The sequence below is a fragment of the Bradyrhizobium sp. SZCCHNRI20481 genome (assembly GCF_032485055.1).
Taxonomy (GTDB): Bacteria; Pseudomonadota; Alphaproteobacteria; order Rhizobiales; family Xanthobacteraceae; genus Bradyrhizobium.
In genome coordinates this window covers 307,628-327,848 of the sequence record NZ_JAUEUE010000007.1, presented here as the reverse complement: position 1 = coordinate 327,848, position 20,221 = coordinate 307,628, and the positions used below count along the sequence as shown (strand labels likewise).

Annotated in this window: 19 protein-coding genes; 5 read left to right on the top strand and 14 right to left on the bottom strand. The window is 65.0% G+C overall.

What is annotated here, in order from left to right; genetic code table 11:
- Positions 1 to 192: 192 nt before the first annotated feature.
- The 12 genes from QX132_RS14195 to dinB all read right to left on the bottom strand — a co-directional run bounded on the left by QX132_RS14195 (position 193) and on the right by dinB (position 11,785).
- The gene (locus QX132_RS14195; protein WP_316161572.1) at positions 193 to 831 is read right to left on the bottom strand and encodes a DsbA family protein; all 639 of its coding nucleotides are present in this window, start codon (positions 829 to 831) and stop codon (positions 193 to 195) included.
- On the bottom strand, positions 828 to 2,942 hold the full coding sequence (locus QX132_RS14190) for a protein-disulfide reductase DsbD family protein (RefSeq protein WP_316161570.1): 2,115 nt from the start codon (positions 2,940 to 2,942) through the stop codon (positions 828 to 830). The genes QX132_RS14195 and QX132_RS14190 overlap by 4 nt, the downstream gene beginning before the upstream one ends.
- Before the next feature lie 178 nt (positions 2,943 to 3,120).
- Positions 3,121 to 3,462: a hypothetical protein gene (locus QX132_RS14185; RefSeq protein WP_315736659.1), complete on the bottom strand. Its 342-nt coding sequence runs from the start codon at positions 3,460 to 3,462 to the stop codon at positions 3,121 to 3,123.
- A gap of 152 nt (positions 3,463 to 3,614) precedes the next feature.
- On the bottom strand, positions 3,615 to 4,502 hold the full coding sequence (locus QX132_RS14180) for an MBL fold metallo-hydrolase (protein ID WP_316161569.1): 888 nt from the start codon (positions 4,500 to 4,502) through the stop codon (positions 3,615 to 3,617).
- Positions 4,503 to 4,571: 69 nt separating this feature from the next.
- Positions 4,572 to 4,775, bottom strand: a complete 204-nt coding sequence (locus QX132_RS14175) for a DUF2892 domain-containing protein (RefSeq protein ID WP_316161567.1) — start codon at positions 4,773 to 4,775, stop codon at positions 4,572 to 4,574.
- An 89-nt stretch (positions 4,776 to 4,864) separates the two neighbouring features.
- Positions 4,865 to 5,533, bottom strand: coding sequence for a Crp/Fnr family transcriptional regulator (locus QX132_RS14170; RefSeq protein ID WP_315771433.1), 669 nt, complete (start codon positions 5,531 to 5,533; stop codon positions 4,865 to 4,867).
- Positions 5,534 to 5,800: 267 nt separating this feature from the next.
- Positions 5,801 to 6,715, bottom strand: coding sequence for a DUF1259 domain-containing protein (locus QX132_RS14165; RefSeq protein WP_316161565.1), 915 nt, complete (start codon positions 6,713 to 6,715; stop codon positions 5,801 to 5,803).
- Positions 6,716 to 6,766: 51 nt separating this feature from the next.
- Positions 6,767 to 8,158, bottom strand: a complete 1,392-nt coding sequence (gene chrA / locus QX132_RS14160; protein ID WP_315811207.1) for a chromate efflux transporter — start codon at positions 8,156 to 8,158, stop codon at positions 6,767 to 6,769.
- A complete protein-coding gene (locus tag QX132_RS14155; protein ID WP_315811208.1) occupies positions 8,155 to 8,976 on the bottom strand; it encodes a sulfurtransferase/chromate resistance protein in 822 nt (273 codons plus the stop codon). The genes chrA and QX132_RS14155 overlap by 4 nt, the downstream gene beginning before the upstream one ends.
- 181 nt (positions 8,977 to 9,157) lie before the next feature.
- Positions 9,158 to 10,219, bottom strand: a complete 1,062-nt coding sequence (locus tag QX132_RS14150; RefSeq protein WP_316161563.1) for a nickel/cobalt efflux transporter — start codon at positions 10,217 to 10,219, stop codon at positions 9,158 to 9,160.
- 7 nt (positions 10,220 to 10,226) lie between these two features.
- A complete protein-coding gene (locus QX132_RS14145) occupies positions 10,227 to 10,505 on the bottom strand; it encodes a metal/formaldehyde-sensitive transcriptional repressor (RefSeq protein ID WP_315736666.1) in 279 nt (92 codons plus the stop codon).
- A gap of 170 nt (positions 10,506 to 10,675) precedes the next feature.
- Complete coding sequence (gene dinB / locus QX132_RS14140) at positions 10,676 to 11,785, bottom strand: DNA polymerase IV (RefSeq protein ID WP_316161561.1); 1,110 nt, start codon at positions 11,783 to 11,785, stop codon at positions 10,676 to 10,678.
- Between dinB and QX132_RS14135 the strand changes: the two genes are divergently transcribed.
- Both QX132_RS14135 and QX132_RS14130 read left to right on the top strand, forming a co-directional pair.
- Positions 11,718 to 12,029, top strand: a complete 312-nt coding sequence (locus QX132_RS14135; protein ID WP_315811425.1) for a hypothetical protein — start codon at positions 11,718 to 11,720, stop codon at positions 12,027 to 12,029. The two genes, dinB and QX132_RS14135, sit on opposite strands and share 68 nt — an antisense overlap.
- Positions 12,022 to 12,927 carry a ribonuclease Z gene (locus tag QX132_RS14130; RefSeq protein ID WP_316161559.1) on the top strand — a complete coding sequence of 302 codons (906 nt, stop codon included), beginning with the start codon at positions 12,022 to 12,024 and terminating at the stop codon, positions 12,925 to 12,927. Before QX132_RS14135 ends, QX132_RS14130 begins: the two co-directional genes overlap by 8 nt.
- A 21-nt stretch (positions 12,928 to 12,948) precedes the next feature.
- Here the strand turns inward: QX132_RS14130 and QX132_RS14125 are convergent, their stop codons facing one another.
- Both QX132_RS14125 and QX132_RS14120 read right to left on the bottom strand, forming a co-directional pair.
- Entirely contained in the window at positions 12,949 to 14,994 is a 2,046-nt protein-coding gene (locus QX132_RS14125; RefSeq protein WP_316161558.1) for an acetoacetate--CoA ligase, read from the bottom strand.
- 51 nt (positions 14,995 to 15,045) lie between these two features.
- A complete protein-coding gene (locus QX132_RS14120) occupies positions 15,046 to 15,738 on the bottom strand; it encodes a TetR/AcrR family transcriptional regulator (RefSeq protein WP_315771333.1) in 693 nt (230 codons plus the stop codon).
- Positions 15,739 to 16,022: 284 nt separating this feature from the next.
- Between QX132_RS14120 and QX132_RS14115 the strand changes: the two genes are divergently transcribed.
- The 3 genes from QX132_RS14115 (at position 16,023) to QX132_RS14105 (ending at position 20,127) form a co-directional block, all read left to right on the top strand.
- The gene (locus tag QX132_RS14115; protein ID WP_316161557.1) at positions 16,023 to 17,243 is read left to right on the top strand and encodes an ABC transporter substrate-binding protein; all 1,221 of its coding nucleotides are present in this window, start codon (positions 16,023 to 16,025) and stop codon (positions 17,241 to 17,243) included.
- Between the two features lie 134 nt (positions 17,244 to 17,377).
- Complete coding sequence (locus QX132_RS14110; RefSeq protein WP_316161555.1) at positions 17,378 to 18,649, top strand: serine hydrolase domain-containing protein; 1,272 nt, start codon at positions 17,378 to 17,380, stop codon at positions 18,647 to 18,649.
- Between the two features lie 245 nt (positions 18,650 to 18,894).
- Entirely contained in the window at positions 18,895 to 20,127 is a 1,233-nt protein-coding gene (locus QX132_RS14105) for a branched-chain amino acid ABC transporter substrate-binding protein (RefSeq protein WP_315754896.1), read from the top strand.
- Positions 20,128 to 20,221 lie beyond the last annotated feature (94 nt).

Genomic DNA, 20,221 nt, shown 5'->3' with positions numbered 1-20,221 from the left:
GGCCGCGGCTTTGGCAGACGCGCCAAACTCGGCGGTTGGCGTCAGGCAGGGCCACTGCTTGACGCCCCCGTCATGCGCGGAGCGAAGCGATGACGGAATCCAGAGTCGCCGGCCGTCGGAGCCAGCCACTGAGCCGCACCTTGCAGGCACGGCGTTGCTGCTGGCTGTCCATGGTGAGCGTCAGGCGCCGGCTCACTTGCCGGATGCAGCGGCGCGGGCATCCGCAATGGCCTGCTTGAAGGCCTGTGCATTGGGGACGCCGGGGATGCGGAAATGGCCGATGATGAAGGCCGGCGTGCCGCGGAAGCCGAGGCCCGTGGCCTGCTCGTGATTGCGCGCAAGCACGGCGTCGATGTCGGCGCGCTTGGCCGCGAGGTCGGCCTTGGCGCGGGCGAGGTCGATTCCGGCGCCGCTGAGCGCCGCATCGACCTTGGCCTCCGACAGCTTCTCATTGAGCGAGATCAGCGCCTCATGGGCTTCGGCGAACTTGTCCTGATATCTCGCCGCCAGGGTGAGACGCGCCGCGTAGATCGAGGCGCCGCCGAAGATCGGCCAATCCTTGAAGACGAGACGGACGTGACCGTCGTCGCGAACCACCTTGGCGAGCTCCGGGCTGATCTTGCGGCAATACGGACACTGATAGTCGAAATACTCGACGATCGTGATGTCGCCATCGGCGTTTCCGACAGCGGGGATGGCGGGATCGTGCAGGATGCGCGCTTCGCTCAGAATGTCGGTGTCGTCGTCCTCGGCGCGAGCCTGGATCGGCAGGATGGCCGCAGTCAACAGCAGCAGCATGGCGATCGATGCGGTAAAGGCCTTCATGGTCATGACTTGTCGTTCTCCTGATGAGGGATGGTCGATGCGGTGTCGATGGCATCCAGCACGGTCTGCGGCGTCAGCAGTTCGGGGAGCAGGATGCCGTTGGGAGCTCCGGGGCCGTACACGATGTTGAACGGCAGGCCGTAGCGGCCGAAGGATCGGAGATAGGTCGCGATCGCGTCGCTGGGCGAGGTCCAGTCCGCCTTGACGGCAACGACACCCGACGCGAGTCGGCTGCGCACGGCCGTGCTGTCGAGCACGAGCTTCTCGTTGACCTTGCAGGTGACGCACCAGCTGGCGCCGATGTCGACGAAGACCGTATGGCCGGCACGCACCTGTGCCGCGATCTCGGCCGGAGCCAGCGGCTGCCAGGCGATCTCGGCCACCCGGTCCCTGCCGTCCGGCGCCTTGATGTAGGTTGCTGCCGTCAGCGCCAGACCTGTCGCGATGGCGAGGCTGGCTCCAGCGATCGTTCGCCGCAACGGGAAACGGAGCGCCGCCGTGATCAGCGCAGGGACGAGCAGCGCAGCGGCGAGGATGACCGCAGTCGGGGGGCCACTGATGTCGGCGAGCACGATCAGCAACCAGAGCGCGGTCGCCGCCATCGCGGCCGCTGCGACGGCGCGCAGCTTCAGCATCCAGCGGCCGGGCCGCGGGAAGAGTGCGGCAAGGCCCGGCGCCGCGGCGAGAGACAGATACGGCGCAGCCATGCCGAGCCCAAGCGTGGTGAACACCAGCAGGATCTGCGGCGCGGCCTGCGACAGCGCAAAAGCGACGGCGGTGCCGACGAATGGCGCCGAGCACGGCGTGGCCAGCAGCGTCATGACGAAGCCGTTGATGGCATGACCTGCCATCGTCCTGCGGCTCGCAGCGTTGCCGAGGCGGCCGGCGATCCACCACGGCAGGCTGATCTCGAACAGGCCGAGCAGGTTGGCGCCGAATGCTGCGAGCACGATGATCATCGCGATGAGGAAAGCGGGCTGCTGAAACTGCAGGCCCCAGCCGACTTCGGCGCCCGCGGCCTTGAGCGCGGACAGGATGATGGCAAGGGTCACGAACGAGGCGACGATGCCGGCCGCCGTCGCCAGGAATGCCCGACGCGGCGAGGGCGCGTGTGCGGGATCGTGATCGACCAGCGAAACGAGCTTCAGCGACAGCACCGGAAACACGCAGGGCATGAAGTTGAGGATGAAGCCGCCGAGCAGGGCCACGCCGAGAATGGCCCAGATCGATGCCGCCGAAGGACGCGGTGCCGGTGTGGCTGCTTTGGCCGCAGAAGCGTGAGCAGCTTGATCGACATCCACCGGAAGCATGGCTTCTATCGATCGGTCGCCATCGACCAGGGTGACCCGCAGGCGTTGCACCGGACCGGCCCGATCGAGGCCTTGCACCGGCACGGCGATCCGTACGCCGCCGTCCGACATCGTGCTCACCTGGGGACGGCCGCCGGACACGGCGTCGTCCCCATCAAGGAAGACGTCGGGCGCGTGCAGTGGCGGCGTCGCATGCGCTTCGAGCAGCAGTTGCGGCTTTGGTTGCCGATCGATGCGCAGCGCCGTGATGGAAAGTCCGGGCGAACTCGCCCGCGGGACGCTCTGCCGCCATTCGTCGATCAGCGCCTGATCGTTCGGCCGACGCGAAACGGCGGGGATGTCGGCCTCGAGATCGGCCTCCTGTTGGGTGCAGATGACCGAGCAGACGAACAGCACGGCCTTCAGCGTGAGATGTGTGGGCGCCGCTCCATCCTCGAGCCGCACGCGCAACGGAAACAGCACGTGCTCGGCATAGCCGAACGTGTCGATATCCTGCTCGCTGAAGCGGCTCGGCGCCGGCCATTCGACGGTGACATCGGCGACGTTGCGCGAGCCGCTCCAGTCGAATTGCGGTGGTGCGCCGGCGTCGCCGGCCGAGCGCCAATAGGTGTGCCAGCCTGCATCCAGCCTGACATCCAGTCCCGCCCACGCCGTGGCCGGGCCGTCGTCTGCTCGCGTGATGTCGCCGACCAGCAGGCGCGTGTCGACGTTCGCCTGCGGCCGCAACTGACCCGCGGCGGCGGTCGTCGCCGCAAGATGGAGCAGGCCGAGCAGCAATACGAGCCGGCCAAGATGACGGATGGACATGATGATCTCCCGCGCGCTGATCGCACATTGCGGTGGCCGTTGCGCCGCGCGATCCGGCGCAAGGCACGCCTAGAGACGGGCACCACGAGCCGATCCGCGTGACCCGCGATCGATGTTGGATATTCGTTCGCTCAAGTCACGGCGTTACGCTGCCCGTGAGCCGATGAGCACGGAACGGTCAGGCGTGGCGACAGGGAGGACGGTAGGGCGAGGACCCGTGGCATTGCGTCGTCAGCGCCTCGTCATAGGGGCGCCAGGACAGCGTCCGGGAGGCGGCAACCGGCTGTGCCGCAGGATTGTCGTTCGCCGGGACGGCGGTCAGACCAGCCGCGGCAAACGGACAGGTGTTGATCATGCCCGGAAGGACGGCCTTCCTGCACGGCTTGGGCGCGCTCGTGGTCGTTCGGGACCATTGAGGGGCACCGGCACCGGTGTCTGCCGTGGCAACCTCGAACGTTCCGAGCAGAGGCGCCAGACTCAAGACGAGCGCGATCAGCGCCGCCATCAGGCGGCGTGTCATCGCGGGCATCTCGAAATCAGCATGCCTCATCTTGGATCATCTGCTCCAGCTTGGACTGGTCGCGCAGACCGGCCGCTCTTGGCAACTGACATCTTCGTGACGCCGCGAACTTGCGGCCCAGGCCGGCATCGCGTGAGCAAAGCGAGTGGTTCTCAAAGTACGTTGATCGGTACCTTCAGGAATGTCTTTCCCGTCGCGTCCGCGGGAGGCAGATGTCCGGCGCGGATATTGACCTGAAGCGATGGAATGATCAGGCGCGGCATGCCGAGCGTCTTGTCGCGGGCCTCGCGAAGCGCAACGAACTCGTCCTCGGTCATCCCGTCTCGCGCGTGGATGTTGTGGAGCCGCTCCTCGCCGACGGTCGTTTCCCAGCGCACCGCGCGGCCGTTGGGGGCATAGTCGTGACACATGAACAGCCGGGTCTCGCGCGGCAGCGTTTCAAGGATCTTCCGGATCGAGCGAAACAGCGTGCGCGCATTGCCGCCTGGAAAGTCGGCCCGCGCCGTTCCCCCGTCGGGCATGAACAAGGTGTCGCCGACGAAAGCTGCATCGCCCATCACGTGCGTGGCACAGGCGGGCGTGTGACCGGGCGTGTGCATCACGAGGGCCATCATCTGTCCCACCTGATAGGTGTCGCCATCCTTGAACAGCCGGTCGAATTGGCTGCCGTCGCGGCGAAACTCCGTGCCCTCGTTGAAGACCTTGCCGAAGGTCTCCTGCACGGTCAGGATATGCTCGCCGATGCCGATCTTGCCGCCGAGCCTGTCCTGGATGTAGGGCGCAGCGGAGAGATGATCGGCATGCGCATGCGTTTCGATCAGCCACTCTGGCCGGAGGCCGTTGATCTTCACGTAGTCGATCAGCATGTCGGCGGAGCGGGTGCTGATGCGGCCGGCCGCGTAGTCGATGTCGAGGACGGGATCGACGATCGCGCAGCACGGCGATGACGGGTCCTTCACTACGTAGCTGATCGTGCTGGTGTCAGGATCGAAAAATCCGGCCACCTTCGGCTGCACGCGGAGATCGATTGGATCGGACATGGCTGCTGCTCCACGATTTGGCTCCGGGGCGGCATCGCCGCCCACGCCGCGTTTGTTGTCCTGCGCGGTCTAAGACATCGGACTGGATTTCGTTCCGCAGGTATTGATGCCGAGCATCGCGTAGGGCGGGCACCAGCCGATCAGTGCGGTGCCGAGCGGGATCAGGCCCAGAAGGCCCCACAAGGTCTGCGGCCCTACGACCGTGAGACTGAGGATGGCGAGTCCGACGATGATCCTGAGCAGCCGGTCGATCTTGCCAATGTTCCGTGTCATGTCGCGCTCCCCTTTGGCTTGCGATGATGCAGACGATAGGGCGGGATACGGCGCGCGTATGTAACTAAGTCACCAAGAGGAGCCGGTTCCTAATCATGCTGGGCCAGCTGGACAAGCGCCGGTCTGTCGGTGATCTCGACGATTCCGCGAGCCATTCGCAACCAGCCGCGCCGCGCGAATTCATTGAGCTGGCGGCTGATGACCTCGCGTGCGCTGCCGAGCTCGTTGGCGAGATCCTGATGCGTTGCAACGATCTGCTGCTTTGCCCCGGCAAGCTCGAGAAGCTTCTGGGCGAGCCGCACATCGATCCGCTCGAACGCAACCTCCTCGATGATGCGGAAGAGATTGGTGACGCGGCGGCTGAACGCGGTGAAGACGAACTGACGGAATTCGCGCGAGCTGGCGATCAGCCGGTCGAACAGCGCGCGCGGGATCGCCACGGCGCGGATCCGGGTCTCCGCGATGCCCTCGGCCTGGTATTCCTCGTAACCCATCAGGCAGGCCGTGGTCAGCGCGCAGCTTTCGCCTGCCTGGACGCGGTAGAGCACGATCTCGCGGCCGGACTCGGACGTCTGCTGCACCCGGATGGTCCCGTCCAGCAGCAGCAGGAAGGAGTCCGGCGCCTGGCCGGGGCCGAAAATCCGGCTGCCTTCCGGAAGCTCGACAATGAGGCTGGCCTCGCGCAACTGCGCGAAGATCTCCTCCGGCAGTTGTCGCAACGGCGGGAAAGCGCTCGTCCAGTCCTGCTCCGACGACATCACGACATCCGGCTGCGCCACATCGGCGTCGTCCAGACTTGCCATAGGATCGCGCGTGGGTCGAGGGACGGGATCTGCCCCCCCCGACCCTAATCTTCGGCACCACGAGGGAGCTCGCATGGACTCCGGCAGCGCGTTGCCTTGCAACCGATCGGCGTCTCACGCATGCGCGGCCGTTGCAGGCGGGCCAGACCAACAGGTTGCCGCACCTGCCGGCAGAGCAAGGCGCGCGCACTCTCGGACCGCGCCTTTCCTCGCTCTTTGCTCTTAGCTCTTGGTGCTTGCCGTCTTGTCGAGCGCCGCCCGCAAACCCTTGGCGAGCTTGATCGCATCATCGTTCGCCCAGAAGTGCATGAAGAAGAGGCGGGGGTGTTCGTCCAGCATGTGGCTATGCAGCGCCGTGACCTCGATGCCGTGGGCACGGAGCGTCCGGATCACGGGGTTCACCTCCTCCCCGCTCAGCACGAAGTCACCGGTGACAGCGGCCTTGCCCGCGCCGGTCGGCTGGAAGTTGATGCCCGTCGCGACGCCCATCGCCGCGACGGGAGACAAGGATAGTCCGCCCTCGACAATTGGATCGCGTCGCGGCACGTTGAACTGATAGACCCCGCCATTGGCCTGTCCTTTGACCGCCAGGATCTGATCGAGCTGTGCCGTATCGAGATCGATGGCCGGTGGCGGCGTGGTCGGCGACGCCGCAATCGTCAACGGTGTCTTGCTGTCGGCGAGGGCGTCGCGGATGGCGGACGCGAGTTTGACGGGATCGCCGTGGCCGGCGACGTGCATGTAGAACGTTGCTGGGCTCGCGCGGAGCAGATGGTTGTGCACGGCGCTGATTTCGAGCCCGCCGGCGATCATCTTCGCCATTACCGGATTGACCTCTGATTCCAGCAGGACGAGATCGCCCATGATCATGGTGCCGCCATGCGCCGGCTTGAACGCGACCCAGCCGCCGAGCGCGAGCGCCGGCCTGATGGTTACGCCGTCCAGGGTCACCGCGAGATCGGTGCGCGGGAAGCCGTACCGGCGGACGTCTCCCGCCACGGACGGCTTCCGGCCCAATGTCTCGTCGACCTTCGGCCAATCGATGTCCTGTGCGCGCGCCGTCGAGACGATCGGTCCGGCGCCGGGTGCGAGGAGGCAGGCGCCGAGGCCCAACAGACTCCAGAACGTGCTTCTCATCGTTCGCTCCTTTTGGTCTGGCACTGCCCCATGTTCCGTCGCAGCGTGCTCTCAGATGGCGCCCGCAAAGCGCATCAGGATGCCCGCGATACACGAGGCGGCGAGCACGACGAGCATTCCCACGTTGAAGCGGAAAATGGCCGTAGCGGCCGCAACCGACAGGACAACGGCCGGCAGGTCGATGCTCATCGGCCGGGGCGCGTCGAATGACAGTCCAAATCCCTGGATCGGAAAGGTCTCGCGGAAGAGGGTGTGCAGCGCGAACCAGATCGACAGATTGAGAATCACGCCCACGACGGCGGCGGTGATGGCCGAGAGCGCGCCGCCGAGCGCCTTGTTTCCCCGCAACGCCTCGATGTAGGGCGCGCCAACGAAGATCCAGAGAAAGCACGGCGCGAACGTCACCCACGTCGCCAGCAGTCCGCCCAGCGTGCCGGCGAGCATGGGAGACAGCCCGCTGGCCCCGCGGAACGCGGCCATGAAGCCCACGAACTGGACGACCATGATCAGGGGACCGGGAGTCGTCTCCGCCATGCCGAGGCCGTCGAGCATCTCGCGCGGAGCAACCCAGTGATAGTACTCCGCGGCCTGTTGCGCGACGTAGGCGAGCACGGCGTAGGCGCCGCCGAACGTCACCATCGCCATCTTGCTGAAGAAGATCGCGATCTGGCCGAAGACGTCGTTCGGCCCGAGCAGGATCAGCAGTGCGAAGACGGGGACGAGCCAGATCGCGAGCCAGACGGCCGCCACGCGCAGCGTGCGCGCAGCGTTCGGACGGACGTGATCCGGCACGGCCTCGCCGAGCATGCTGTCGATCGCGCCGGCGCTCTTGCCGCCGTGCTCGAGGGGTGCGAACTCCGGCCGGCCGAGGCGGGCACCGACGAAGCCGATGACTCCGGCGGCAATGACGATGATCGGAAACGGCGCCCCGAAGAAGAAGATCGCAACGAAGGCTGCGGCCGCCAGTCCGATCATGATCCGATTGCGCAGCGCACGCTTGCCGACGCGGACGACGGCCTGGATCACGATCGCCAGCACGGCCGCCTTGAGGCCGAAGAACAAGGCTTCGACGACGCCGACATTGCCATAGGCTGCATAGATGTAGCTGAGGCCCATGATGGCGAAGATGCCGGGCAGAACGAAAAGCGTTCCTGCGACGATGCCGCCCGTGGTCCGGTGCAGCAGCCAGCCGATATAGGTCGCAAGCTGTTGCGCCTCCGGGCCGGGCAACAGCATGCAGTAGTTCAGGGCGTGCAGGAAGCGGCTCTCCGAGATCCAGTTCTTCTCCTCGACGAGGATGCGATGCATGACCGCGATCTGGCCGGCGGGGCCGCCGAAGCTCAGCACGGCCACCCGGATCCAGACGAGAAGCGCCTCATTGAAGGAGATGCCGTGGGCGAGCTCCTCCGCGATCGGCTTCCGGGATGCTGCGACGTCCGTCATGACTTCACCTTGCTGGTCGGCCAGTTGTGCGCCTCCTTCGTGGCGTCGCGGCACCAGCGGTAGAAGGCATCATAGAGCAGCAGGCCGGCGTTCAGCTGGTCCAGATCGTCGTCATACATTCGCGATAGGCCGAGTGAAGCGGCAAGGAGGCCAGGAGCCTCGGGCGAGAGATCAAGTCGCGCCGTATCCGCGGCACGCACCAGCGTGGCGAGTCGTTCCAAGGGTGGTGTCCGCAGACCGAGCTCCTCGACCATGACGTCGAAGGTGCAAAGCTCGCCGCGGTGGCTCCAGAAGACATTCTCGATGTCGAAGGGAGTGGCTTGGAAACGCTCGGCGACGGCTTCGACTTCGGCCGGCGTCACGAACAGGAAGACCGCGGCGGGGTCGACGAAGCGACGGATCAGCCATGGACAGGCGATGCGGTCGATCTTGGGGCGTGATCGCGTGACCCAGACGGTGCGGCCGCGGTCGTCCCTGCTCGGAATTCTGTCGGCTGGCACGGTCGGGAGTTGTGCCTCTGTCCAGCCGACGTGCCCGCCCTCGAGGACCTCGGCTGCGACGTTGCTGCACCGGAGCCAGGCCGCGGTGCCTTCGCTCAGCTTCTTGCCTTTCTGGCAGATCACGACAACCGATTGGCCGGTGAAGCTCGGTGCCCATTGCTGGACGTCGAGATGGGAGCGCCTGACGGCGCCGGGGATGAGGCGTGGGTCGGCGGCGAAATCCTCGTCGACACGCACGTCGACGAGCCGTGGCGAGGTCGCCGTGCCGATCAGTCGAGACAATTTTTCGGATGATATCGAGGTGTATGATGATGACATGTTGCGCCCTTGGTGACCAGGACGCGATTCTTGGGCATGTCGCCTCGCGGGGAGATCGCACATCCCCGTAAGCGAAATAAAGCGCTCGATGGCTCGGCTGTCAACTGCCGGATGGGCCGGGAACGCCGCGGAGGTAACGCGCTGATCTCTCCCTGTCCGGCTGGATCCCGGATCGCGGGCCTCACGTGATGAATTCGTGCAGACCCAGCCACCCCGTATAGACCCCGACGAGCACGATCAGAGCCGCCGAGACGTAGGGCGCACGGTGGGCGAAGCGACTGAGCCCGCTCCAGTGCCGCTCGACGTGCCGCAGGCTAAGGGCCGCCGCGACGCCAACCGAGACCATCGTGATCGCCAGACCGATGCCGAAGCACAGCACCAGAATGAAGCCGAGGGCGAACTGCTTCAATTGGATGCAGAGCAGCAAGACGGTGATGGCGGCGGGGCAGGGGATCAACCCGCCTGTGAGACCGAAGGCGACGATCTGCGCGGTCGTGACCGTACGTCCCGCAAAGCGCTTTCGAATGTCGTCCGCATGGGCGCGTGCGTGGGCATCGTCCTCATCGCCGAGGTCCATGTGATCGTGCCCGTGTTCCTCGAACAGGATCTCGGCAGTGTCACCCGCAAGCGCAAGCCGTGCCTTGAACGCGTGCGGCTCGGGAATCTCCTCGATGCTCTCCAGGTAATCGCTTGCGGCGCGGAAGCTGAAGCTCTGCGCGTCGCCATCTCCGCGAATGGTCGTGAGCTGGAGTTCGCCGGCCGGAGGGAGCGCGCCGGACTCGGTCCGGACTCGCCAGCGTGGCGGCACGCCGTCTTCGAAGATCTCGAGCAACAACGTACGTCCGGTCAGCACGACGGATGTCGGCGCGTCATGATGATGATGACCGTGATGTTCATTCTTATCCCGCCACGTGCGCCAGACCATCCACACGGCGATGCCGATGATGACGACGGCCGAGATCAGTTGCAGATAGGCTTCGCTCCGCGCCCCGGACAGTTCCTGGCCAAAGTGAAGCCCGGCCAGCGCGATCACCCACACGATCGCGGTGTGGGAGAGGGTTGCCGACAGGCCGAGCAGCACGGCCTGAAAAACGGTTCCTCGAATCGCGACGATGAACGCAGCCATCATGGTCTTGGAGTGACCCGGCTCGAGCCCGTGCAGCGCGCCTAGAACGATGGCGCTGGGGACGAACAGCCACGCGTTCGCGCTGCTTTGTTGCAGAAGGTGAGACAGGTCGGTCATGCGAGTGTCATTTCAGATAGGTTCGAACCACTTCGATGAGGTCCGCGGCGCCCTTGGCCTTTTCAGGGTCCTTTTCGTGCGCCGGATCGACGACATGGTGGCGGATGTGATCCTCCAGCAGCTCGGTGGTCAGGCCTCCGATGGCGCCCCTGACCGACGCCACCAGCATGAGGACGTCGGCGCAGCCCAGCTCCGCGTCCAGCGCCCGTTCCACGGCATCGATCTGTCCTTTGATGCGCCGGACGCGCGCAAGCAGCTTCGACTTGTGTTTGATCGTGTGCGACATCTCCATAAGATAGGGGGGTACCCTACAGAGGTCAACAGGACTCCGGGACCCCGACCGGTCTTTCGCCCGTGGCAGGAGCGCTTCTCGAGCCAGCCCGGCTCGACATGGACGACGTTGCGCGCGACGTGCGTCCGCCGTCCTCGACGCATGATCGGACCGTCCAGCCCGCCTCAGATCAGCAAGGGCAGCTGTGCGTCCGCCCCGGCGTCATTCTGCTGCTGCAAGGATGACAGCGAAACGCCGAGGAGCCGCACCGGCTTCGGCAACGGCATCTCGCTCTGCAGGAGAGCAACGGACAACCGCGCCAGATCCTCGCGACTCCCGACCGCGTGGGCGACGGACCTGCTGCGCGTCATGATGTCGAAGTCGGCGAACTTGACCTTCAGCGTGACCGTCCGGCCTCGGTTGCCGCTGGTTTCACAATGCTGCCAGACCTTGTCGATCAGGGGCTGCAGCTCCGCCAACATCGGCTCGAATTCCGTCAGGTCCGTCGAGAAGGTGTTTTCGGCGCCGACGGATTTTCGGATGCGATTGGCTCGGACCGGGCGATTGTCGATTCCGCGCGAGATCCAATAGTAGTGGTTGCCCGCTTTGCCGAAGTGCCGCTGGAGGAAGGGCAGGGTCTGATTGCGGATGTCGAGGCCGGTATGAATTCCGAGCGCGTTGAATTTCGCAGCGGTCGCCGGGCCGATGCCGTGAAACCTGCCGACCGGCAGCCCCTCCACGAAGACCGGACCCATCTCCGGCGAAATGACGTATTGCCCATTGGGCTTGCGATGGTCCGAGGCCAGCTTGGCGAGGAACTTGTTGTAGGAGATTCCCGCGGAGGCATTGAGTCCGGTTTCGGCCTTGATCTTGGCCCGGATCTGCAACGCGATGTCGCGCGCCAGCGGAATGCCTCGCAGGTTTTCGGTGACGTCCAGATAGGCCTCGTCCAGCGACAGAGGTTCGATGATCGGCGTGTGCTCGGCGAAGATGGCGCGGATCTGCTGGCTGATGGCCTTGTAGACCTCGAAGCGCGGCTTGACGAAGATCAGGTCCGGGCACTGGCGCTTTGCCGTCACCGACGGCATGGCCGAGCGCACGCCGAACGCCCGAGCCTCGTAGCTTGCGGCTGCCACGACGCCGCGCTCGCGCGATCCGCCGACGGCCACGGGTTTGCCGCGCAGCTCGGGATTGTCCCGCTGCTCGACCGACGCATAGAATGCATCCATGTCGATGTGGATGATCTTGCGAATGGCCGGCGGCGCGGCATCCTGTTCCGGACCGGAGCTTGGCATCGCCAAGCTCTATCAGAGCGTGGCGATGAAGTCTGCCCGGCCCGAGCGCTGCCTGCGACGTCCCTTTGACGGCGGCGTTGCGATGAGATCCGCCCGTCAGGCCTTCAAACGGCGGCTGGGGAAAAGCGCTCAGAAAAAGGGATGGCCTACGGTGATTGAAACGAAGCAGCGCAGCCGGGACCCGTTGTCAAAACGGGTCACGCCGCCGCGACCGAAATTCGTCTGGCCCGGCTGTGATGTTTGAGCTCACGTTTCTGGGGACCTCGGCGAGCGTTCCGTCCGCGGACCGCAATCATCCCGGCCTTCTCGTTCGAGCAGGCCGGGATCGCATTCTCGTCGATTGCGGCGAGGGGATCCAGCGTCAGCTGCTCCGCGGTGGGGCAGGCTTTCGGCGGCTCGATCGGATCCTGCTCACCCACGGCCATTTCGACCATGTCCTCGGCATTCCCGGACTGTTTTCCACCCTGCGGCTGCGCAGGAGCGCCGACATCATGCGCGTCCACGGCAGCCCCGGCACGCTCGATGTGGTGATCCGAATGCTCGCGGGGCTGTGGGGCGAGGGCCGCGCGCCGATCCCGCTTGAGTTCGTACCGCTCAGGCGCGGGGAGGTTCTCGACGCCGGTGAGTTTACGATCAACTGCTTTCCCGTCCGGCACCGCGACACCGACAGCTTCGGCTTCGAATTTGTGAGTCGAGCGCGCCGCCATCTGCTGCCAGAGCGTCTGGCAGCGCTCGCCGTGTCCGATGGGCCCGTGCGGAAGGCCTTGGCGGAGGGCCGGCCGGTCACGCTGGAGGATGGCCGAACCATCGATCCTGAGGATGTTCTGGGGCCTCCGCAGGGACCAAAGAAGCTCGTCATCGTCGGCGATGCGGAAACGACCGAGGGTCTGCATGAGTACGTCCGCGACGCGGACATGCTCGTGATCGAGGCGACCTTCCTCCGGCGCGATTCTGCCATGGCTCGCGACTACGGCCACCTGACGGCCGCGGAGGCCGCCGGCCTCGCGGCGTCCAGCAACGTCAGGCAGCTCGTCCTGAACCACATCTCCGGCCGCTATCCCGACGAGGAGATCCTCGCCGAGGCGCGGGAGATCTTTCCTGACAGCCGAGTCGCGATCGATTTCGACCGGATGGTGGTCTAGCGGCTCGTTCGGGCACGTCTGCTACGTCGCACCCGAGCCGCTCTGCAAACGGCTCTGGGCGAACGCGATGTACCAGTCGAGGCAACCGGGATTGGCCATCGCATCGCGGTTGATGACCTTGTCGAGGGGCTGCCCGAGCAGGAGCTTCTTGATCGGGAGCTCCTGCTTCTTGCCGGACAGCGTGCGCGGGATCTCGGTAACCGCGAAGATGTCGTCAGGCACGAAGCGTCGCGACAGGCTGCTTTCCACCGCCATGTTGATCTTCCGCTTCATCGCTGCATCGAGCGCGACGCCGTCGCGCAGGACCACGAACAGCGGCATGTAGCTGTCTCGGCCGAGATATTCGAGATCGACGACCAGCGAATCGAGGATCTCCGGCAGCGCTTCGATGGCCGAGTACAATTCGCTCGTCCCCATGCGCAGCCCGTGGCGATTGATGGTCGCGTCGCTACGACCATAGATCACGCAGGAGCCGTCCGGATTGACCTTGAGCCAGTCGCCGTGCCGCCAGACCGGCCCGCCCTCGCGCGTCTCGAAGGCGTCGAAATAGCTTGCGAGATAGCGCACATTCCCCGCGTCGTTCCAGAACCGCAGCGGCATCGACGGCATCGGCGCGGTGCAGACGAGCTCTCCGACCTCGCCGATGACAGGCTTGCCCTGGTCGTTGAAGGCCTCGACCGCTGCGCCGAGGACGCGGCACTGCATTGTTCCGGGCACCTGCGGCAATTCGCGATTGCCGCCGATGAAGGCGCCGGCGAAGTCGGTGCCGCCCGAGATGTTGGCCCACCACATTTGCGCCTGCGCCCGGCAGCCATTGACCTGCGACAGCGCCGCGAACCGCTGATCGAACCAGGCCTGCGTGTCGGCGCTGAGCGGCGAGCCGGTGGACCCGAGGCAACGCAGATGGGACAGATCGCCCGCGTCGGCCAGGTTGATGTCCGCCTTGACGCAGCTCGCGAAGAACGCCGCGCCCGCACCGAAGAAGGTGGATTTCGAATTCGCCACGAATCGCCACAGCGTGGTCCAGTCCGGACGATCCTTCGGTCCGGCGGGGCTGCCGTCGAAGATGCAGCACGTGGTCCCGTTCAGAAGCGCGCCGACCTGGTTGTTCCACATGATCCAGCCGGTCGAGCTGTACCAGTGATAGCGCTCGCCGAACGAATTTGGCTGATACGAGCAGCCGATGTCGTTGTGCAGTCCGAGCAGGGCGAGTGTGACGATGATGATTCCGCCGTGACCATGCACGATCGGCTTCGGCAGCCCGGTGGTGCCGCTCGAATAGACGATCCAGAGCGGATGATCGAACGGAAGCCGCTCCGGTTCGAAGGCATCGACGCCAGGGCTTGTTCTTGCCAGAACGTCCGAGAGACGAACCCCGTCGCTCACCTGCGCGCCGGCATCGTCACTGCGCAGGATGACGTGACCGAGTGTCGGCAACGACCGGCGCAGCTCCTCGACGACACCGCGGCGATCGTGCCGGCGGCCGGCATAGGTGACCGCATCGCAGGCGATCAGCACCTTGGGTTCGATCTGCTTGAACCGGTCGATCACGGCGGGCGCGGCCATGTCGGGCGCGCAAACGCTCCAGATCGCGCCAATGCTCGCCGAAGCGAGAAACGCGATGATGGCTTCGGGTATATTGGGCAGATAGGCGGCGACCCTGTCGCCGGGCGCCACGCCTTGCTCGCGCAGATGCAGCGCCAGGGCGGCTGCCTTTCGCCGAAGCTCGGGCCAGGTCGTCTCCGTGAGCCTGCCGTCCTCGTGACTGCTGATGATCGCAGGCAGGCCCGCCGCATCGGCGGCGTCGACGTGACGAAAGACCTGCTGGGCGTAGTTGACCGAAGCGCCCGGAAACCAGACCGCTCCCGGCATCGTGCGCTTGCCGAGGACGGTCGAAAACGCGGTCGGCGACTGCAGGTCATGATAGTCCCAGATGCTGCGCCAGAATCCGTCGAGGTCGCGGATGGACCATTGCCGCATCTGCTCGAAGTTCTCGAAGTGGAGGCCGCGATTGTCCCTCAGCCATTGGCGATAGAGGGCCATTTGCGGGACATAGGGAGCTGTCATCATTCGTTCCGGCTTGTTTGCATGGTACGGCCAGGAGACGCCAAGAGGCGCTCATTTCGACTTCTGCTTCCGCCGCTTGTAGAGCGCGTTGAAGCCCCCGGCCATGAAGGTCACGAACCGCTCGCGGACCGCGGCGAAATCGTCGGACTTGCACAGGCCGCCGGACAGGCGGTCGATCCGGCCGGTCCGTGACAGGATCAGCGAGTAGGCGCCGGAGGTGAACTGGAAGCTCCAGAACAGGTCCTCAGGCTTGGCGTCGGGCAACGCCTTCTGCAGCAGCCCGATGAGACGCAGCACCAGCGGATCGAGATAGGTGTCCATCATCTCCACGCCATAGCCCGGCGCGTTGGCGACCTGCGCGAAGATGCGGCCGAAGTGTCGCCAGTTGTCCTCTTCGTTGACGTAGACGTCGAACGCGCCGTCATAATAGGCACGCAGCGCGCCTTCAACGGTCGGACGATCTCCGACCTTGGCCTCGTAGGCATCCAGCCCGGCCGTGCGCACCGTGACCGCGTATTCCATGCGGCGTTCGAACACGGCATCGAACAACGCCCTCTTGCCCTCGAAGTAGTAATGGATCAGCGCAGGATGGATGCCCATCTTGTCCGCCACATCCTTGATCGTCACGCCGAAATAGCCGAGCTGCGCGAACAGCTCCTCGCTGGTGTCGAGGATCAGCTTCACCGTCGTCGCGCGCTGTTCCGCGCGCGTGCGGCGCCCTTCGGGTTTCGGCTCTGCTGGCATGCTCTCCGTGGTCCCTGATCGGCGCACACAGGAACGGCACCGTTGGTGTTTTGACGATGAGGGGGTGGGCGCGCCCGGTCAAGCAGGACTTCGGGCTTCCAACATTTTCATTTAGTGCTAAATGAATGAACTTGACCGGCGGCCGGCCGGACGGTAGGTCTCGGAGACCTGATGGAAGGCGGTCGACGATCGGGCGGCGGGCAGCGCGTCGCCAGTCTCGTCGTGCGCGGACATCATCAAAAACAATCGGCTGGCCATGGATCAGCCGCTCACGGGAGGACACAATGACACGGATCAAGTCGACGGCGGCTGCCCTGCTGATGCTCGGCGTGGGCCTTTCAGCCCCGGCATCCGCTGAAAAGAAATACGACGTCGGCGCGACCGACACCGAGATCAAGATCGGCCAGACCAACCCGCTCAGCGGGCCGGCTTCCGCTTTCGGTGCCATCGGCAAGGCGGAGGCGGCCTATATCCGCATGATCAACGAGCAGGGCGGCGTCAACGGTCGCAAGATCAACCTCATCCAGTATGACGACGCCTATAGCCCGCCGAAGACCGTCGAGCAGGTGCGCAAGCTGGTCGAAAGCGACGAGGTGCTGACCACGTTCCAGATCATCGGCACGCCGCCGAATGCCGCGGTCCAGAAATATCTGAACGGCAAGGGCGTTCCGCAGCTTCTGGCGGGAAGCGGAGCGTCCCGCTTCACCGATCCCAAGAACTTTCCGTGGACGATCTCCGCCAACCCGAACTACCAGTCGGAAGCGCACATCTACGCAAGATACATTCTGGAGACCTATCCGAACGCGAAGATCGGCATCCTCTATCAGAACGACGACCTCGGCAAAGACTACGTCAAGGGCCTGAAGGACGGGCTCGGCGCCAAGGCCGGCATGATCGTGAAGGAGCTGTCCTACGAGCTGTCCGACCCGACGGTCGATTCCCAGTTGGTGACGCTGAAGGCATCGGGCGCCGACCTCTTCTACAACATGTCGACGCCGAAATTCGCGGCGCAATCGATCAGGAAGGCCGCCGAGCTCGGCTGGAAGCCCGTCCACATCCTGGAGGTCAACGCGACGGCGGTCGGTCAGGTGCTCGTGCCTGCGGGGCTCGAGCATGCCAAGGACATCATCTCGGTCGCCTACGGCAAGGATCCGCTCGATCCGCAATGGGCCGACGACGAGGGCATGAAACGCTACAAGGCGTTCATGGCGAAATACGCGCCCGGCGAGGACGCCAACAGCGGCTTTGCGACCTATGGCTACTCGACGGCCGCTCTGCTCGTCCACATTCTCAAGCAATGCGGCGACGAGCTGACGCGCGCCAACATCATGAAGCAGGCGACCAACATCAAGGGCTTCGTTCCCGATCTCGGGCTGCCGGGAATGTCGGTGACGACGACCCCCGATGACTACCGCATCAGCAAGCAATTCCAGATGATGAAATTCGATGGTCAGCGCTGGATCATATCGGGGCCGATCCTGACCGACGACTTCAAGGCGGACTGAAGCTTCTCACCGGGCCACGGCCTGATCGGGCGCTGCTTGTGCGCCCGGTCATCCCGCGGCCTCTGCTTTGCCGTCACGGTGCCGCGGCGAAGGCCGGTGGCCGAAGCTGACCCCTGTCCATCGGAGCGCCGCTCATGACCAGTGAAGCCGTCTGCCGCCGTCGCGGCTTCGATCCTGCGGCGCTTGCGGCGATCGGCCCGGAACTCGCCGCATTCGTCGATCGCGGCGAGCTCGCCGGCATCGTGTCTCTCACCTCGCGCGGCGGCGAGATCGTTCATGCCGAGACGATCGGCTGGCGCGATGTCGAAGCCAAGAGCCCGATGCGCCCGGATACGTTGTTCCGGATCGCGTCGATGACCAAGCCGATCACCTCGGTGGCGGCGATGATGCTGGTCGAGGAAGGCAGGATCGCCTTGGCGGACCCGATCTCCCGGTGGATTCCAGAGCTGGCCGATCTGCGGGTCCTGCGTGACGCCGCCGGCCCGCTCGACGATACCGTGCCCGCCCGGCGCGCGATCACCGTCGAGGATCTGCTCACGCACCGTTCGGGCATCGCCTATGCGTTCTTCTCGGAAGGCCCGCTCAAGCTCGCCTATGAGCGCGCGCTCGGTGATCCCGCGATGAACCGGTCCACGCCCGACGAATGGCTCGCTGCGCTTGGCACGCTGCCGCTGGCGTATCAGCCCGGCAACCGCTTCCACTACGGTCATTCGACCGACGTGCTCGGCTTCCTGATCGGCCGGGTCGAAGGCAAGCCGTTCCGGCCGGTGCTGCAGGAGCGCATCTTCACGCCGCTCGGCATGGTCGATACTGATTTCTGGTTGCCGCACGCCAAGCGAGATCGTCTGGCGAGCCTGTACGGATATGACGAGACGGCGGGGCGGCTCGTGAAGGTCGAGCCGGTCATGTATGACGAGCCGCCGGCCTATACGCCGGGCGGCGGCGGGTTGATCTCGTCCGCGCCCGATTATCATCGGTTCTCGCGCATGCTGCTGAGAGGAGGCGAGCTGGACGGCGTCAGGCTGTTGCGACCCGAAACCGTCAACCTGATGCGCACCAACCGGCTGATTGACGCGCAGCGCCAGATTCCCTTCGCCGGCATGCCGCTGTGGCAGACCTCCGGATTTGGGCTCGGACTTGCGATCGCCGAGGATTCCACCGGCAATCCCTATGCCTGTGGCGCACCGGGCTCGATGACCTGGCCGGGCATCTTCGGCACCTGGTGGCAGGCCGATCCCGTCAATGACCTGATCATGATCTATCTGATCCAGCATCAAGTGCCGGTCTCGGCGGGGACAGGGGCCACGATTGCCACCGGGCGCGGCGCTGCCGGCCGCCGTGCTCTTCCCGTCTATCAGCGTGGAACCTACGCCGCGTTGTCCCACATTGTGGAACAAGCGACATGACCGGGGCAGCGCTTGTCACCCCCCGCGTGTCGGGCGGATTCGTCCAGGATGTGGACGCCAACATTCCGCCGAATGAAACGTCCGATCAGCGGCGAGCCGCCTGTCCTCACATTGCCGGAGCGGCAACATGCGTTCATGTCATGCCGAGCTTGTCATCCGGCCGTTATTCTGCTCAGTGCTTCTTCAAATTGCGCGATCATGCGCATCGATCGACTGAAGTCGACAGCCCGCGAGGAAACAAGACTATGCGCAAGCTAACTTTGGCCATTGCCCTGATCGTCCCGATGCTCGGTCACGCCGCGCAAGCCGAGGACACCGTCAAGATCGGCTATATCGATCCGCTGTCCGGCGGCGGCGCCAGTATCGGCGAGGGGGGCCTGAAGACGTTCCAGTATCTGGCCGACGAGCTCAACGCCAAGGGCGGCATTCTCGGCCATAAGGTCGAGATCGTGCCGTTCGACAATAAGACCAATCCGCAAGAGAGCCTGGTCCAGGCCCAGAAGGCGATCGACGCCGGCGTCCGCTACATCACGCAAGGCAACGGATCGTCCGTCGGGCTCGCGCTGGAGGATTTCGTCAACAAGCACAACACGCGCAACCCCGGCAAGGAAGTGCTGTACTTCAACTATGCCGCCGTCGACCCGAGCATGACCAACGAGAAATGCAGCTACTGGCATTTCCGCTGGGACGCCAGCTCGGACATCAAGATGGAGGCGCTCACCAACTACATGAAGGACATCCCTTCCATCAAGAAGGTGTATCTGATCAATCAGGACTATTCTTTCGGCCAGTCGGTCCGCAGCGACGCGCGCAAGATGCTCGCGGCGAAGCGGCCCGATGTCCAGATCGTCGGCGACGAGCTGCATCCGCTGCTGAAGATCACGGACTTCTCGCCCTACATTGCCAAGATCAAGGCGTCCGGCGCCGACAGCGTCATCACCGGCAATTGGGGCCAGGACATCGCGCTGCTGCTCAAGGCCGCCGCCGATGCCGGCCTGAAGGTCAACTGGTACACCTATTATGCGGGCGGCGCCGGCGGCCCGACCGCCATCAAGCAGACGGGTCTGGATCATCAGGTCTTCCAACTGACCGAAGGCTTCGCCAATTCGGGCCATCAGGCCGCGATGGACTACGAGAAGGCGTTCCGCGCCAAGGTCAACATGTCGCTGTGGTACCCGCGCGCGGTCAACGAGATGCGCATGTTCAAGGCGGCGGCCGAGAAGGCCAACTCCATCGACCCGGTGAAGGTCGCGGCCGCGCTCGAGGACCTCAAGCTCGAGGTGCTGGATGGCGGCACCGGCTTCATGCGCAAGGATGATCACCAGTTCTTGCAGCCGATCTACGTCTCGTCCTTCGGCAAGCTCGCGGCGAACGAGACGTTCGACGAGGAGAACACCGGCTGGGGATGGCACCTGGTCTCCAGGGTCGATACGCCCCAGGCCATGGTGTCGACGACGTGCAAGATGGCGCGTCCGTAACGATCCGCGCCGGCTTCCCGCACGAGGTCCGCGTGCGGGAAGTGGCGCCGGCCGTGCGTCGGTCCGTCAGAGAATGAGCGGCAGGGCATTGAAG